Origin of the sequence: Herbidospora solisilvae, from assembly GCF_009901565.1 — a bacterium.
Taxonomy (GTDB): Bacteria; Actinomycetota; Actinomycetes; order Streptosporangiales; family Streptosporangiaceae; genus Herbidospora; species Herbidospora solisilvae.
Genome location: NZ_WXEW01000004.1, coordinates 195,967 through 212,363 on the forward strand (window position 1 = coordinate 195,967; position 16,397 = coordinate 212,363).

General features: G+C 71.2%; 14 protein-coding genes. 7 read left to right on the forward strand and 7 right to left on the reverse strand.

What is annotated here, in order from left to right; all coding sequences use genetic code 11:
• Positions 1–43 precede the first annotated feature (43 nt).
• The 7 genes from GT755_RS14245 to lipA all read left to right on the forward strand — a co-directional run bounded on the left by GT755_RS14245 (position 44) and on the right by lipA (position 8,462).
• Positions 44–2,824 (forward strand): DUF11 domain-containing protein, encoded by a 2,781-nt coding sequence (locus GT755_RS14245; protein ID WP_161480201.1) that lies wholly within the window; start codon positions 44–46, stop codon positions 2,822–2,824.
• Between the two features lie 82 nt (positions 2,825–2,906).
• Positions 2,907–5,189 carry a sensor histidine kinase gene (locus GT755_RS14250; RefSeq protein ID WP_161480202.1) on the forward strand — a complete coding sequence of 761 codons (2,283 nt, stop codon included), beginning with the start codon at positions 2,907–2,909 and terminating at the stop codon, positions 5,187–5,189.
• On the forward strand, positions 5,182–5,583 hold the full coding sequence (locus tag GT755_RS14255; protein WP_161480203.1) for a roadblock/LC7 domain-containing protein: 402 nt from the start codon (positions 5,182–5,184) through the stop codon (positions 5,581–5,583). Before GT755_RS14250 ends, GT755_RS14255 begins: the two co-directional genes overlap by 8 nt.
• Positions 5,573–5,932, forward strand: coding sequence for a DUF742 domain-containing protein (locus tag GT755_RS14260; RefSeq protein ID WP_161480204.1), 360 nt, complete (start codon positions 5,573–5,575; stop codon positions 5,930–5,932). Before GT755_RS14255 ends, GT755_RS14260 begins: the two co-directional genes overlap by 11 nt.
• Positions 5,913–6,494 (forward strand): GTP-binding protein, encoded by a 582-nt coding sequence (locus GT755_RS14265; protein WP_161480205.1) that lies wholly within the window; start codon positions 5,913–5,915, stop codon positions 6,492–6,494. The genes GT755_RS14260 and GT755_RS14265 overlap by 20 nt, the downstream gene beginning before the upstream one ends.
• A gap of 48 nt (positions 6,495–6,542) precedes the next feature.
• A complete protein-coding gene (locus tag GT755_RS14270; protein WP_161480206.1) occupies positions 6,543–7,511 on the forward strand; it encodes a M48 family metallopeptidase in 969 nt (322 codons plus the stop codon).
• A 21-nt stretch (positions 7,512–7,532) separates the two neighbouring features.
• Complete coding sequence (lipA, locus tag GT755_RS14275; protein ID WP_161480207.1) at positions 7,533–8,462, forward strand: lipoyl synthase; 930 nt, start codon at positions 7,533–7,535, stop codon at positions 8,460–8,462.
• Between the two features lie 46 nt (positions 8,463–8,508).
• On the opposite strand, the gene GT755_RS14280 is transcribed toward lipA, so the two are convergent.
• The 7 genes from GT755_RS14280 to GT755_RS14310 all read right to left on the reverse strand — a co-directional run bounded on the left by GT755_RS14280 (position 8,509) and on the right by GT755_RS14310 (position 16,367).
• Positions 8,509–9,051: a hypothetical protein gene (locus tag GT755_RS14280; protein ID WP_161480208.1), complete on the reverse strand. Its 543-nt coding sequence runs from the start codon at positions 9,049–9,051 to the stop codon at positions 8,509–8,511.
• Between the two features lie 117 nt (positions 9,052–9,168).
• Positions 9,169–10,884, reverse strand: a complete 1,716-nt coding sequence (locus GT755_RS14285; protein ID WP_202610029.1) for a GH39 family glycosyl hydrolase — start codon at positions 10,882–10,884, stop codon at positions 9,169–9,171.
• Positions 10,881–12,371: a glucoamylase family protein gene (locus tag GT755_RS14290; RefSeq protein ID WP_202610030.1), complete on the reverse strand. Its 1,491-nt coding sequence runs from the start codon at positions 12,369–12,371 to the stop codon at positions 10,881–10,883. The genes GT755_RS14285 and GT755_RS14290 overlap by 4 nt, the downstream gene beginning before the upstream one ends.
• Before the next feature lie 11 nt (positions 12,372–12,382).
• A complete protein-coding gene (locus GT755_RS39530) occupies positions 12,383–13,192 on the reverse strand; it encodes a carbohydrate ABC transporter permease (protein WP_202610031.1) in 810 nt (269 codons plus the stop codon).
• The gene (locus GT755_RS14300; protein WP_161480209.1) at positions 13,189–14,118 is read right to left on the reverse strand and encodes a carbohydrate ABC transporter permease; all 930 of its coding nucleotides are present in this window, start codon (positions 14,116–14,118) and stop codon (positions 13,189–13,191) included. The genes GT755_RS39530 and GT755_RS14300 overlap by 4 nt, the downstream gene beginning before the upstream one ends.
• A 3-nt stretch (positions 14,119–14,121) precedes the next feature.
• Positions 14,122–15,366 (reverse strand): extracellular solute-binding protein, encoded by a 1,245-nt coding sequence (locus tag GT755_RS14305; RefSeq protein ID WP_161480210.1) that lies wholly within the window; start codon positions 15,364–15,366, stop codon positions 14,122–14,124.
• Positions 15,363–16,367: a LacI family DNA-binding transcriptional regulator gene (locus tag GT755_RS14310; RefSeq protein WP_161480211.1), complete on the reverse strand. Its 1,005-nt coding sequence runs from the start codon at positions 16,365–16,367 to the stop codon at positions 15,363–15,365. Before GT755_RS14310 ends, GT755_RS14305 begins: the two co-directional genes overlap by 4 nt.
• Positions 16,368–16,397: the final 30 nt, after the last annotated feature.

Below are 16,397 nucleotides of genomic sequence, written 5' to 3' on the forward strand. Positions count from 1 at the left end.
GGTACTCAAGCCTTCCGGCCGGAAGACCACGACCGTCGAAGGCATGCCGACCCGTACCCTCCGGGTGGTCCTGGCCCTCCTCCTGACGATCTCCGGGATCACCCTTCTCACCACACCAGCACGAGCGGCCACCACGCAGCCGCTCACCGTCCGGGTTCTACTCGTCTCCTGCGTCGCCGACTGCGACGAGGCGGGCCTGGAGGCCCTGGGCGAATCCACCCCCGACTTCTACGCCGAGATCACCTACGCCGGGTTCCCGGTGCACACCACGCCCCGCGCCCCCGACGACCGGTCGCAGATCGCGCCGTTCTGGACGCTCACCCAGCAGATCCCCACGACCGTCGTCGACCAGGAGATCTCGGTCCTGATCAAGGACCACGACTCGACCAGCGGCGACGACTGGGCCGACACCTCGCCGCGCGCGGGCGACCCGTTCACCCGGTTCACGGTCAACATGATCGACGGCGAGGTCACCGGCGACCTGACCGGCACCGGCTGCGTCGCCGGGAACGGCGAGCCCGGCGGCGGCGTCTTCGGCGCCGACCCCAAGCCGTCGGTGCAACTCTGCCTGGAGATCAGCCCCGGCCCCGGATTCGACTCCGACGCGGACGGGTTCTCCGACTGGGAGGAGTACCGGGGCCGCGACTTCGACGGCGACGACGTCGTCGACATGACGCTCCCGGACGCCGACCCGAACCGCCGCGACCTCTACGTCGAGCTCGACTACATGACCGGCCACAAGCCCCTCGACGACGCGGTCGCCGACGTCGAGAACGCCTTCGACGTCGCCCCGGTGACCAACCCGAACACCGGCGCGACCGGGATCAACCTCCATCTCCTCGTGAACGAGGAGGTGCCCGCCGCCGACGAGCTCGACTTCGCCGACTACTCCGATCCCGGCGACCGGCCATCGGGCACCTACGACGACTTCGACGACCTCAAGTCGGGCAACCCGGCCAAGCCCTGCGGCGACGGCAACACAGCCCGCTTCATGACGGCGGCCGACCGGTCGAGCCCCCACTGCCAGGACATCCTGAGCTTCAAGCGGCAGAAGTTCCGCTACGGCGTCTTCATCGACGAACTGCTCGGCGGCGGCACCGTCTCGGGCCGGGCCGAGCTGCACGAACGCGGCGGCAACGACTTCGTCGTGTCGCTCGGCGGCTGGGACGGCTTCGGCGACGTCGGCGGTCAGCGGGCGGCCGAGGCGGGCACGCTCATGCACGAGCTCGGCCACACCCTGGGCCTGGCGCACGGCGGCCGCCGCGACAACGGCACCCTCGACGAGGTCAACTGCAAGCCGAACTACCAGAGCGTCATGAACTACATCTGGCAGTTCCCCCGCTACGACTCGGGCCGCCCGCTGAGCTACTCCCGGCTCACCGGTTCGACGCTGGTGGAGAACCAGCTCGACGAGACGCGCAACCCCGGCATCAGCGGCCTGGTCAGGGACGTCTTCTTCACCACCCCCGACCCCCGGGGCGACGTCGACCGCAACGGGGTCCTCGACGACATGGTGTGGAACCGCGCCAACCCGCAGTTCAAGATCGACTGGAACATGGACGGCGACACGAACGACAACCCCGTCACCATGAACGTCAACCGGTTCCCGTGGCTGGGCGGCGACTGCGGCTTCGCCAAGGTCGACGAGACGATGGTCGGGCACACCGACTGGGACCGGCTCGTCTACGACTTCACGAGCAGCCCGCGCTTCTCCGACGGCGCCCACGGCCCGATGCCCGACGAGCTCGACTACACCGAGATGACCCGGAGCGCCTCCCCCGACCTGAAGGCGGCGCTGGCGTTCGACAAGGCCCAGGCCGCGCCCGGCGAGACGGTCACCGCGACCGCCACGCTCACCAACCAGGGCGCGGTGGCGTCGGAGAACACGACGGTGACCGTCGACGGCGCGACCCGGCAGCTCCCGCCGCTCGGCTGGGCGGCCGAGGCGTTCACCTCGACGGTGCCGTGTGAGGCCGCCGACGGGACGACCCGGCAGAGCACCGCGACCGTGACCGCCTCCAACGAGAACGCCGCGCTACGCGCCGACAACACGGCCACGGCGGCCTACACGGTCAGGGCGCCCAAGGTGACGACGTCGGTCGCCGCCACGCCGTCGGTCAAGGCGGGCGAGACCGTCACCTACACGGTGACGTACAAGAACGAGGGAGGCTCCGCCGCGAGCGGCGCGAGACTGACCTTCACCCCGCCCCCGGGCGTGCACACCACCGGGCCGCTGACCCGCGACCTCGGCACGCTGACCCCCGGTCAGCAGGGCACGGTCACCTTCACCGGGCGGCCGAGTCTGCTCACCGAGGCGGGCACGCTCCAGGCCTCGGCGAAGGTCTCCTACGGCTCCAACGCCTGCGCCTACGAGGCGTCGGGGTCGGCGGCGACCACGGTCACGGTCCAGGCGCCGAGCCGCGACCCGATGCCGCCCGCCCTGTGGGCGCTGCGCGGCGACCTGCAGACGGCCGAGGTCCTGGCCCGGGTGCACGCCACCGACCAGCGCTTCGACACCGGCGGCGACGGCACGCTCAGCCGCCAGGAGACAGGGTCGGCGTTCCTGCTCCCGGTGCTGCAGCCCCGGCAGCTACGGGCCGAGATGCTGGCCACGCTGCTCAACCTGGGCACCCGGCGGATCAACGCCGGCACCCGGGTGGAGACCGTCACGATCAGGAGGCTGGGCCTGAACACGGTCGGCGACGCCGTCCGGTACGCCCAGGCCACCCTCACCCAATCTCCATCGCTGCAGAACGTGATCCGTTACACCGACGCCACACTCGCGCTCACGGAAATCAACTCGGGTATCGCCGAGCGTTATTGACGCCGGAGGACGCGGGCGCCCCATGGGTGCCCGCGTTTCCCTTTGTTTACATCACGCCGGAAAGTAACTATCTTGCTCCCACATGGGCGGCGCCATGGAGCGCACCCGCATGCGTTCGGGGGCGCTGAACGTCGCTCTGAACGAGACGAGAGCCATGGGTTTCAATCGTGACACGATCAGGTCTAAGGCGTTCTCCCTGCTCGTCGTGCCCCTGCTGGCCCTGACCGCCGTCTGGGCCTACGTCGCCGTCACCTCGGTCGCCGAAGCGACCGGCCTGTTACGGTCCGGCGAGCGCTACACGGCCTATCTGCGGCCCGTGGAGGCCCTGCGCGACGCCCTGCGGCAGGAACGCCGTTTCAGCGTCGCCGCGCTCCGCGACGCGCGCGTGAGCGCGCGCGAGTACCTGTCCGAGCGGCGCGCCGACACCGACCGGGCGGTGGCCGACTTCCGGGAGGCGACGGCGCGACAGGACCCCGCCGACCTGCCGAGCACGACCCGGCTGCTGCTGGCCCGGCTCGACGGGCTGACGGCCGTACGGGGCTCCGTCGACGGAGGGGTCTCGACGGCGGTGACCACCATCGGCGTCTACAGCGACCTCATCGACGAGATCTACAACTTCACCTCCAGCCTGGCCAAGGACGGCGGGCTCACCCCCGAGCAGTACTCGCAGGTCCGGTCGCTGAACTCGCTCGACTTCGGGCTCGACCTGCTGGCCCGCGAACAGAGCCTCATCGGTTACGCCATCGCCGACGAGAACCTGGCCCCCTCGATGCACGCCACCTTCGTCGAACTGGTCGTCAGCCGCCGGTTCCTGCTGCGCAACGAGGCGGCGGCGCTCGACCCCGGCGTGCGGGCCGGGCTGGAGGAGCTGTTCGCCAGGCCCGTCTACAGCGCGCTGACCGAGGGCGAGAACCGCATCGCCGCCTTCGTGCCGACCGAGGGCGAACTGCCCTACGGCCTGCAGCAGTGGCTCAGGAACGGCACCGAGGTCACCGGCGAGGTCGAGCGCCTGACCGGCGCGGCGATGGACCGGGCACTCGGCGCGGCCGACCAGCGGGTCGGCACCATCCTGTGGCGGACGGCGATCATCACGGGCGTCGGCCTGCTCATCGTCGTCGTGTCGGTGCTGATCTCGGTCCGGTTCGGCCGCCGCCTCGTGCGCGAGCTGGGCGACCTGGAGACCTCCGCCACCGACGTGGCCCGGTCGCGGCTGCCCGACCTGGTCCGGCGGCTGCGCGCCGGCGAGTCGGTCGACCCGGTCCAGGAGACCCCGCGGGTGGCCGAAGGCCGCACGGTCGAGGTCAGGAACGTTTCAGGGGCGTTCAACCACGTGCTCGGAGAGGCCGTGCGGGCCTCGGTCGGGCAGGCCGAGCTGCGGCGCAGCGTCGGCCAGGTGTTCCTCAACCTGGCCCGGCGCAACCAGTCGCTGCTGCACCGCCAGCTGGCCCTGCTGGAGGTCATGGAGCACCGCGTCGACGACCCGGCCACGCTGGAGGACCTGTTCCGGCTCGACCACCTCTCGACGCGCATGCGCCGGCACGCCGAGAACCTGATCATCCTGTCGGGCGCGGCGCCGTCCCGCCGGTGGCGGGAGCCGGTGCCGATCCTCGACCTGGTGCGGGGCGCCGTCACCGAGGTCGAGGACTACACGCGGGTCGTGGTCCAGGAGATGCGGCAGGCGCCGACCGTGCAGGGCTCGGCGGTCAACGACCTGATGCACCTGGTCGCCGAGCTGATCGAGAACGCGACCGTGTTCTCCCCGCCCGGCACCCGCGTCTACGTGCGCGGCGAGATCGCCGCCAACGGCTACGCGCTGGAGATCGAGGACCGCGGGCTCGGCCTCGACCACGCCAAGCTGGAGGCGCTCAACCGGCGGATCGCCGAACCGCCGGAGTTCGACCTGGCCGACAGCGAGCGGCTCGGCCTGTTCGTGGTGGCCCGGCTGGCCGCCCGGCACGGCGTGCGGGTGCTGCTGCGCAAGTCGCCGTACGAGGGCGTGACCGCGATCGTGATGATCCCGCCGAGCCTGCTGGCGGTGCCGGACCAGCGGCAGGTCGGCTACTTCTCCTCGCCCCCGCCGGCGCCCGTCCAGGCGCCCCCGGCCCGGCACACCCCGGCGCCGCCGTCCGCGCCGCCGGTGGTCGTCCCGGACGACCTCGATCTGGAGGGACTGCCGCAGCGGGTCCCGCAGACCCATCTCGTGGCGCCCCTGCGCGGGGAGGCGCCGCCACCAGAGGCACCACAGCAGACCGGCGCGGAAACGGGCTCCGCCGAACGGCGGGCCGGTCTGATGACGTCCATGCAGCGCGGCTGGGAACGCGGCCGGCGCGAAACGGGGATATGGAAGGACAGGACCGATGGCTGATCTCGCCAGGGAACTCGACTGGTTGCTCGACGACCTCGTCCGGCGGGTGCCGGGGGTGCGGCACGCGGTGGTGCTCTCGGCCGACGGGCTCGCGATGGGCGGCTCCCAGGGGCTGAGCAGGGAGGACACCGAGCACCTGGCCGCCATCGCGGCCGGGAGCCACAGCCTGGCCCAGGGAGCGGGCCGGCGGTTCGGCGTCGGCAACGTCCGTCAGACGATCATCGAGCTCGACGGGGCGTTCCTGTTCGTCACCGCCGCCGGGGACGGCGCGCGGCTGGCCGTCATGACCAGCCCCGACACCGACCTGGGCGTGGTCACCTACGAGCTCACCATGCTCGTGAAGCGGGTCGGGGAGCACCTGAGCTCGCGGCCAAGGGCGGTACATGGCCGCTGACGAGGACCCGGAGCCAGGACCCCTGGTCCGGATGTTCGCCGTCACCGGCGGACGCGCCCGCCCGGTGGGCGAGGCCTTCGACGTGATCGCCGTGGTGACCACGATCGGCATGCCGTACGACCCGGCCGGCCTCTCCCCCGAGCACCTCGCCGCCCTCCGGGTCGCCACCCGGCCCACCACGGTGGCCGACATCGGCACCCGGTTGCGGCTGCCCCTGAACATCACCCGCGTGCTGCTCAGCGACCTGCGGCGCGAGGGACTGGTGTCGATCGACCCTCCGGCGGCCACGGCCGGAGTCCTGAACGAGCGGATCTACCAGGAAGTGCTCAATGGACTACGCGCGCTCTGACGGCCGGTCCGGCGCGCTCGCGATCAAGATCCTGATCGCGGGCGGGTTCGGCGTCGGCAAGACGACCATGGTGTCGGCGGTCAGCGAGATCCAGCCGCTGTCCACCGAGGAACTGCTCAGCGACCGCGGCGTCCGGGTCGACGACACCAGCGGCGTGGAGACCAAGACGACGACCACGGTCGCCCTCGACTTCGGCCGGATCACCCTCCGCGAGGGCCTGTGGATCTACCTGTTCGGCACCCCCGGGCAGGACCGGTTCTGGTTCATGTGGGACGAACTGGCCATCGGGGCGCTGGGCGCGGTCGTGCTGGCCGACACCCGGCGCCTCGGCGACGCCTTCCCCGCGGTCGACTTCTTCGAGCAGCGGCGGATCCCGTACATGGTGGCGGTCAACCTCTTCGACGGCGCCCGCCGCCACGATCCGGTCGTGATCCGCCGGGCGCTGGCGGTGCCCGAGCACGTGCCGCTCGTGCCGTGCGACGCGCGCGAACGGGAGTCGGTCAAGGAGGTGCTGCTCACGCTGGTGCGCCATGCCCGGGAGATGTCCCGGGTCGGGGCTTGACGCGTATAGGGAATGACAGCACGGCGCCCGGATCCTCACAATGCTGACATGTCTCGCGCGCCGGCCGTTCTGGTCGCCCTCGTGGTGCACCTGTTCACCCTCGCGTTCGTGGCGGTCGGCGTCGCGCTGATCGCCGCGGCCCCCGGTTTCCTGCCCGCCTGGCTGCTCGGCCTCTTCCTGGTCGCGGTGGGGGTCATGCTCCGGCCCCGCCTGGGGCGGGTGCCGCCCGACGCCGAGGTCCTCCCCGAGGAGCAGGCCCCTTTCCTGTACGGCCTGGCGGCGCGGGTGGCCGCCGAGGCCGGGGTGCCCCGGCCGCTGGTGGCCGTCCACGACCTGGGCCTGGGCGCGACCTACGAGCGGGTCGGGCTGCGGCGGCGGCCGGTGCTGACGATCGGCCTGCCCGTCTGGCTGGCCCTGTCCCCCTCGTTGCGGGTGGCCCTGCTGGCGACGGCGTGCGCCCAGGACCGGCTCGACGACGGCGTCGTCGTCGGCGGGGCCAAGGCGACGCTGGCCGAGGTCAGGGTGGCCCTGTTCGGGCTCGGCGCCAACGAGGTGCGGCAGCGGGCCCACCTGGAGATGGCCATGACGCTGGGGGCGTGGGCGCCCAAGACGGCCTACGAGACGGCCGGCTGGTTCGGGCGGATGCTGGGCTGGATCGTGGGATGGCCGGCGGTGGTGGCGGGAGCCCTGCTGGACCGGCTGACCCGCGCCCGCACGGCCCGCGCCGAGGCCGGGATCGCCGCCACGGCGGCGGCCGTCGCGGGCCCGGACGCCATCGCCGAGCTCGCCGAGGTGATCACCTCCCGGAGCTACCTGGCCCCGATGCAGGCCGCCGCGCTGCGCGGCGAGGACGTGACGACCATCCGCCGGGCCGCCCTCGACCGGGCGGCCGTGCGCGAGATGACCACCGGTGACCCCGGCCCTCCGGTGGCCGTGCTGACCGAGTCGGAACACGTCGATCAGGAGCTGCGCACCCACTACGAACGGGCGGTCAGGGGGCTTGGCCTGCTGTCCTGAGCGAGGGCATAAGCTGTCAAGGTGAGTGTTGCCCCTGACGGCCGTAAGCTCCTCCGCCTGGAGGTGCGCAACAGCCAGACCCCGATCGAACGCAAACCAGCGTGGATCAAGACCCGGCTGAAGACGGGCCCTGAATACACCGAACTGAAATCCCTCGTCCGCCGCGAGGGCCTGCACACGGTGTGCGAAGAGGCGGGTTGCCCGAACATCTACGAGTGCTGGGAAGACCGCGAGGCGACCTTCCTGATCGGCGGCGACCAGTGCACCCGGCGCTGTGACTTCTGCCAGATCGACACCGGCAAGCCCGCCGAATACGACCGCGACGAGCCCCGGCGCGTCGCCGAGTCGGTCCGGCAGATGGGCCTGCGCTACGCGACCGTGACCGGCGTGGCCCGCGACGACCTCCCCGACGGCGGCGCCTGGCTCTACGCCGAGACCGCCCGGCAGATCCACGAGCTGCTCCCCGGCTGCGGCGTCGAACTGCTCGTGCCCGACTTCAACGGCAACGCCGACCAGCTCGCCGAGGTCTTCTCGGCCAGGCCCGAGGTGTTCGCCCACAACATCGAGACGGTGCCGCGGATCTTCAAGCGCATCCGTCCCGCCTTCCGCTACGAGCGCTCCCTCGGTGTGATCACCATGGCCCGCGAGGCCGGCATGGTGACCAAGTCGAACCTGATCCTCGGCATGGGGGAGGAGCGGGAGGAGGTCGTCCAGGCGATGCGCGACCTCCACGAGGCGGGCACCGACCTGCTGACCATCACCCAGTACCTGCGCCCGAGCCCGCGCCACCACCCGGTGGAGCGTTGGGTCAAGCCCGAGGAGTTCGTCGAGCTCCAGGCCGAGGCCGAGGCGATCGGCTTCGCCGGGGTGCTGTCGGGCCCGCTGGTCCGGTCGTCCTACCGGGCCGGGAGGCTCTACCAGCAGGCGATCGAGCAGCGCGCCCGCGCCTGACCACACGATCCGAGACACGGCCGGGGGACGATCCCCCGGCCGTTCCTCATACCTGCCGAAGGACGTGCTCGAAGCCGATCCCTGCCTGGTGCTCGTGCGCGCCGCCGGCCGGACAGACCCCCTGGGGCCCGTTGCCCGCGAAGAACAGGCCCGCGCACTTCCGGCACATGAACCACTGGGCCTGTCCCCCGTGTCCGTTGGTCATGTTGGGCAGCGCCTCGAGTTTGTATTGACCCGAGCCCCAGAAGTCGTGCCCGCCGTCCGCGAGGCCTCCGGCCGGACATCTCGTGTTGTCCGGCCGACCGGTGGACCACAGCCCTGAACAGAAACGGCACCACCGCCACGTGATCTGTCCCGCGCCCGGCTCGTCGGCGAACCGGAGCAGATAGTCGCCGCTGCCGGAGCTCTGATGGGGATGGTCCCAGCCGAACAGGCCGGTGCCGAGCGGGCAGTATCCGTTGCCGCCGTTGCCGCTGAACCAGAGGCCGCTGCACTGGAAGCACCAACGCCACAGATGCTGCGCCGCCCGAGCCGGCGCGGGGGTCATGAGTGGCGCGGCGAGGGCCGCGAGACCGGTCCCGGCCGCCATGGCCAGGACCCGGCGTCGCGATGGTGGGGAAGCGTCATCCGCTGGCATGGAGCCCCCTGTCGCCGACAATCGTCACCCCCAGAATGGGGCAACCTCACCGGCAGTCAAGACAGGGATTCACGCGGTGATCTCCAGGTAGGAGACACCCGGCATCGGGAGGTCGAAGGCCACCCGGATCGTCGAGCCGCTCGTGGTCACGGGCGGCGTCAGCTCCTCCAGGACGTTGGCCGCGCGCAGGGTCTCCCACTCCTCCCCGGTGGGCCAGTCGGCCTTTCCGTGCCAGTGGGCGCGGATGTTGGAGTGGCGTTCGTCGATGCGGTGGTGGGTGACGGTGTGCTCGCCCTCGCCGAGGCCGTCGACGGTCACGGTGATGGTGCGGGACAGGTCGGGGTCGCCGTCGGCCTTCGCCTGGTTGAGGGTGCCGTTCCAGAGCAGGACGCCGACCGTGCCGTCGGCGCGGCGGGCGGCCCAGACCTCCACTCCCCCGGCGTCGCCCCCGACCTTGGCGGCCAGTTCCTCGTCGCCCAGGCGGTTGGCGAGTTCGAGCGCCCACCAGCGGGGTTTGCGCAGGTTGCCGACGCTCAGCAGGCCGAAGCCGCCGTGGAAGAGCCGGGGCGGGCGGCCGAGCTCCTCGAAGTGGTCGGAGGCCACCCAGTGCGACAGCGCCTCCAGCCGTCCCGCCGCCGACTTAATGCCGTGCAGGAGGAAGGACGCGCCGAAGGGGCCGTCGCCGATGCCGTGGAAGTGGGTGGGGGTCGGGCCCCATTCGGTCCACCAGATCGGGGTGCCCTCGCGGCCGTGCCGGGCCAGCGCCGGGCGCCAGTCGAGCGGGGCGTTGCCGTAGGTGTGGGTGGAGACGAAGTCGACCGGCAGGTCCCGGGCGATCAGCTCCTCGACCCAGCCGTTGGCGGCCGACGACGGGCCGCCCACGCGCAGGTCCGGGTGCACGTCCTTCACGGCGGCCACGCTGATCTCGTACAGGCGGAAGTACTCCTCCGGGGTGCCGGACCAGAACACCTCCAGGTTCGGTTCGTTCCAGACCTCGAAGGCCCAGTTGTCGACCAGTTCCTGGAGGCCGTAGCGGTCGGCGCAGTGCTGGGTGAGGGCGCGGACGAGGTCGCCCCAGGCGTCCCAGTCCTTCGGGGGGCTGATGATCGCCTCGTAGCCGAAGACGGTCTTCGACGGGTCCGAGGCGAGTTCCTCCGGCATGAACGACAACTCCACGACGGGCCGCAGGCCGATCTCCATGAGCGTGTCGTAGATCTGGTCGACCCGGGAGAAGTCGTAGCCGTCGTCGAGGATCCTCACCTCGTCCAGGATCGCGTGGGCCCGCACGGTCGCCACGCCCAGCTCGGTGTGCGCCAGCCTGAGGGCCTCGACGAGCTCCTTCTCCTCGAACATGTACGACAGATGCTCCGACCCGATCATGAACCGCCACGGCCGGGGCAGCTCCCGGGCGACGGTCCCGGAGACCTCGACCGTGGCCACGCCCGAGCCGCCCGGCGACCCGTGCACCGGCGAGCCCGCCGGGCCGCCGACCGCCGACACGCGGTACCAGCACGGGTCCTGGCCCGTGTCGACGTAACGGCACGACGGCACCGCCGCGACGTCCACGTCGGGCTGGCTCGTCACCCCGTAGGGGCCCTCGCGGAACGGCGAGCGTTCGACCGTGTAGCCGGTCGCTCCCGGCACCGGCTCCCAGGTCAGGGTCACGCAGCCGCGGCCGGGGGTGGCGCGCAGGCCCCCCGGCGGGGGGAGGTCCACGGGCGGGACCGTGGTCACCTCCCCCGACGAGCGATGGATGCGCGCCTGCCAGTCACGACGGGCCTTCACGAACGGACCTCCCAGGTCTCCTGCGACAACACCGGCTTCAGGGCCCTCTCGACGTCGCGGGAGGCGAAGTAGCCCCGCAGTCCGTCCCCGGTCAGCCGGTTGCCGAGCGCGATCATGATCATGCCCTGGTCGAGGGCGAGGTACTGCTTGGCGACGGTCCCGCTCTTCACGGCCACCGCGTCGTAGAAGCCGCCGGGGCCGTAGGAGTCGAAGTCGTTCCTGATCTTGGCGAGGTTGGCGAGGGCGTCCTTCTCGGCGTAGCGCAGCGCCAGGAAGGAGGCGTGCGGGGTGACGACGCCGTCGCCGTAGGTCGCGGGCTCGGGCTTGGCCGGTCGGCAGTCGCCGTAGCCGTAGTCGACCGAGGTGCGCTCCTGGTCGGAGGTGTAGCCGTCGGTGTCCATGCCGATCGCGTCGACGCCGTACTCGCGGTAGCCGCCGGCCGGGTTGTTGGACGGGGAGAAGCCCCAGTAGCCGTACCCGGCGTCGTCGAGCCCGTGGACCTTCTGGGCCTTCACGTAGACCGGGTGGTTGCGGCCCCACGACTTCGCGCCCCAGACGTCCTCGGGTACGAGCTGCGGCACCATCAGCGCCTCGAACATGCTGCCGCCCCACGTGGGGACCAGCCGCATGCCCTTGTAGCCGTAGGTGCCCTCGAAGACCCGGACCCCCTCGAACGTCTGCCACGACCCCTCGGCCCGCTGCTCGGCCCAGCCGAAGTCACAGTCGTCGTTGGGGTGGGTGCGCAGCATGCCGAAGTAGTGCGCGCGGGGGATCTGGCCGAGGACGATGCCGACGTAGGAGGTGATCCGGGTCTCGGTCATCGCGCCGTAGTGGTGGCAGGTCGAGTAGACGGTCGTGCCGGAGTCGTTGTAGTCGCTCGGGGTCGAGCAGCCCTCGGGCCTGTCCGGCCAGAAGCCGCCGCGCAGCAGCCCGGTGCCCTGGGCGGCGGCGCCCTGCGGGTCGTAGTAGGACGAGAAGTCCATGCTCCGCACCAGCTTGTCCGCGTCGCGGGCGACCGACGGCACGGCCGAGCGGATCATGAGTAACGCCGCGCCGAGCCAGCCGTTGTCGACGCTGGAGGCGAACGGGGCGACCGGGTCGCCGCTGTCGGGCCAGGTCGTCACGAGCGCGAGCGTGTGGGGGTCGTACCAGTTGAAGAACTGGCCGGTCGGCTCGTGGCGTTCCAGCTTCTGGACGTTCTGGAGCACCTTCGCGACCCGCTGCTCGGCCTCCCGCTTCGAGATGATCCCGGTGTCGCGGGCGGCGACCGTGCTCCACAGGTAGGTCGCGATGTTGGTCGGCGAGGTCACCTTGGCCCGGGTCGCGGGGTCGAGGGTGCCCTCGATCTTGTCGGCCGGCAGGCCCGTCGCCGGGTCGACCATGGCCACCATGGACTTCCAGGTGTCCTTCGCGTAGGTCGTCAGGGTGTTCTCCGCGGGTGCTGCCACCGGGGATACGGCCAGCAGCACGGCCAGCGCCATTCGCATGCGCGGGTTCCTTACTTGAGTCCGGTCGAGGCGATGCCCTGCACGAAGTAGCGCTGCAGGAACAGGAAGAGCAGGAGGATGGGCGCGACCACCACGACGGCGCCCGCGATGAGCAGGCCGTACTGGGTCGCCTGGGCGTTGCTGAAGATGGCCAGCGCGACGGGCAGGGTGTACATGTCCTCGCTCTGGGCCACCACGGCGGGCCACAGGAAGTTGTTCCACGAGGTCATGAAGGTGATCAGGCCCAGGGTCGCCAGCGCGGGCCGGCACAGCGGCAGCACGATCGAGAAGAAGACACGGAACTCCCTGGCCCCGTCGACGCGGGCGGCCTGGATGAGCTCGTCGGGGATGTCGGCGATGAACTGGCGCATCATGAAGATGCCGAGCGGCGCCACCACGAACGGCAACACGATCCCCAGGAACGTGTTGACCAGCCCCAGCTTCGCGATCAGCACGAACTGCGGCACCATCACCACGATCGCCGGCACCATCATCTGCACCATCACCAGGCCGAACAGGGTGTTCCTGAACCGGAACCGCAACTTGGCGAAGGCGTAGCCGACCATCGAGCAGAACAGCAGGTTCGCCACCACCAGGGCGATCGCGATGACCGCGCTGTTGAGGAACGCGGTGCCCATGTTCATCCGCTCGAACAGGCCGGCGTAGTTGCTCGTCGTCCACTCGGCCGGCAGCAGCGTGGGCGGGTTGCGCCGGATCTCGCTCTCGGGCTTGAACGAGGCGAGCATCGTCCACAGGAACGGGAAGACCACCACCAGCAGGCCGGCGGCCAGCAATACATAGGTCGACGCACGACGTTTCACGACCGCCTCCCGATCCGGAACTGAAGGAACGCCAGCGCGACGATCACGGTGAACAACACGGTCGCGGCGGCGCCCGCGTAGCCGTAGGCGCCCGCGCCGAACTGGTTGTAGATGGCCAGCGAGGCCGAGGTGGTCGCCCCGGCCGGGCCGCCCCTGGTCATGACGAGGGGCTCCTCCATGAACTGGGCGAACCCGATCGACGAGTAGACGGTGCAGAACAGCAGCGCGGGCCTCAGCATCGGCACGGTCACCGACCGGAACCGCTGCCAGCGCCCGGCGCCGTCGATGTCGGCGGCCTCGTAGAGCTCCTTCGGGATGCCCTGGAGCGCCGCCAGCAGCACGACCATGTCGAACCCGAAGCTCCGCCAGGCCGTCATCACGATGATCACCGGCAGGGCGGTGCGCTCGTCGGACAACCAGGCCGGGCCGTCGATCCCGATCCAGCCGAGGAACTGGTTGACCGGCCCGGCGTCCGGGTCGAGCAGGAACCGCCAGGCCACGGCGATGCCGATGATGCTGGTGATGTACGGGGTGTAGTAGCCCAGCCGGAAGAACGCGGCGGGCAGCCGGGCGATGCCCGAGTTGAGCGCGACGGCGGCGGCCAGGCCGAGCGCGATCGTCAGGGGCAGCGTCGTCACCACGAAGATCAGCGTGTTGAGCGCCGCCTTGCGCATCAGCTCGTCGTCGAACAGGCGCAGATAGTTCTCCACGCCGACGACGTCGACGGCGAACGGGTCGCGGACGTCGGTGCTGCGCATGTCGGTGAAGCTCATGCCGAGGCCGGCCAGCAGCGGACCGGCCCAGAACACGACGAACACGACGAGGAAGGGCAGCACGAAGATCCACGCCACCCAGGAGTTCCGCGGCTTCCCGATCTTCGGCGCCGGCGTCTTCACGGCGACCGGCCGTTCCAGGGTGGTCGCCATGGCTCAGGCCCCGGTGCCGATCTGGTCGGCCTGCTCCTGCATGCGCTTGGCGGTCGTGGCGGAGTCCTGCTTGCCGAGGGCGTACTTCTCCAGCTCGGTCTCCATCACCCGGGCGACCTGCTCCCACGTCGGCACGGCCGGGGCGGGCTTGGCGTCCTCGAGCTGGGCGCCGAAGACCTTGACCCGCTCGTCGGCGGTCAGCGCGGGCTCCTGCCAGGCGGCCTGGACGCTGGGCAGCGACGACGCCGTGGTGTACCACTCGGCCTGCACCTTCGGGTCGGTCAGCCAGGTCAGGAACTTCCAGGCGGCGGCGCGGTTGGGCTTGTCCTTGAAGACGACCATGTTGCTGCCGCCGACCAGGCTGGTGCCGCCGGACGGGCCCTTCGGGTAGGGCGCGACGGCGAACTTGTCCTTGAAGCCGTCGCCGCCCTCCTGCTCCATCGTGGTGATCATCCACGGCCCGGAGTAGAAGGCGCCGACGCGGCCGGAGACGAACGTCTGCGGGAACGCGCCCGTCGGCTGGTTCGTGGCGGCGAGGCCGTCCTTGAAGAAGGAACCCCAGTGGTCGAGGGCCTGGATCATCTGCGGGGTGTCGAGGGTCCACTTGCCGTCGGCCTGGAAGTCGCCGCCGGCCTGGTAGAGCAGCGGGGCGATCTCCTGCCAGGAGCCGGTCCGGAAGTTCTGCTCGACGCCCAGCTCGGCGCCCTCCTCCCGCAGCCGCTTGACGAAGCCGGTGACCTCCTCCCAGGTGGCGGGGGCCTTGGCGTCCTTCACCAGGTCGGTGCGGTAGTAGAAGGCGCGGGTCTCGACGTACCAGGGGATGCCGTAGGCGGCGCCGTCGACGACGCCGGTGGCCCACGCGCTGGGGAAGAAGGCGTTCTGGTCGACCAGGTCGGTGGGGGTCGGCTCGATCGCGCCGGTCTTCACCATCTCGCTCAGCCAGGTGTTGCCGATCATCGACACGTCGGGGGTGGCATCGCCGGCGATGGCGGCGGTGATCTTGTCGTGCGCGACGTCCCAGCCCAGGGCCGTCACGTTGACCGTGATGCCGGGGTTGGCCTGCTCGAACTTCTGGGCGAAGGCGTCGAGCTTCTCCCCCTCGGTGCCCATCGCCCAGACGGTGACCGACCCGCTGGCCTTGGCGGTGTCGACGGCCTCGGCCTCCTCGGCGGCGCCGCCGGAGTCCCGGCCGCACGCGGTGGCGGCGAGGGCGACGGCGAGCAGTCCTATGGCGTACTTCTTCTTCACTGTTCCTCCGGGGGGTGCACTTGATGGGCGCCACAACTCGCCCGGATGACGAGTTCGGTGGCGAGAACGCGTGTGGAGTCCGTCGGCTCCGCCCCGGCGATCAGCTCGTCCAGGAGGCGGGCGGCGGCGGCGCCGAGCTCCCGCAGGGGCTGGCGCACGGTGGTGAGGGCGGGCCGGGAGTGGCGGGCGGCCATGATGTCGTCCCAGCCGGTGACGGCGACGTCGCCGGGGACGTTCAGCCCGAGCTCCTCGGCGGCCAGGATCACGCCGAGGGCCACCTGGTCGTCGGCGCACATGACCACGTCGGGGCGGTCGCGCAACAGGGTGAGCCCGGCTTCGTGACCGCCCTCGACCGTGTACGGGCACTCCACCGGCCTCGGCACGGTGATCCCGTGGTCGCCGAGGGTGCGGGCGACGGCCGTCCACCGCTGGCTGACGTCGCCCTCGTCGTGGCCGCCGGCCAGCGCGAACCTCCGGTGGCCGTGGGCGATCAGGTGCACCGCCAGCGCCTCGGCGGAGCCCGCGTTCTCGCTCCGCACGGCCTCGGTGCCGGGATGGGCCTCGCGGGCCAGCATGACCATCGGCAGCCCCGAGTCGGCCAGCTCGGTGAGCAGCGCGTCGGGCAGCGTCTGGCCGAACACGACCAGCCCGTCGACCCGGGTGGCGAGGTCTTTGACCGTCTCGGGCACCCCGGCCCGGTCGCGCGTCGACAGGATCAGCACCGACCGGCCGAGCTCGGCGGCGACCTCCTCGTATCCGAGCAGGACCTCGCCGAAGTAGGGGCCGGACAGGTCGGGGAACACGATCCCGTCGGCGGCGTGGCGGCCCTCGGCCAGCGACACCCCCAGGCGGCTCGGCGTGAACCTGAGCTGCTCGACCGCCTGCCGCACCTTCTCGCGGGTCGCCGCCGACACCGGCCCGGTGCCGCGCAGCGCCCGGGAGACCGTGGCGATCGACACCCCGGCCAGACGCGCGACTTCGTAGATCGTGGAATCGGACACCCGTGGCCCCTCCGCTCTGGGCTGTAAGCG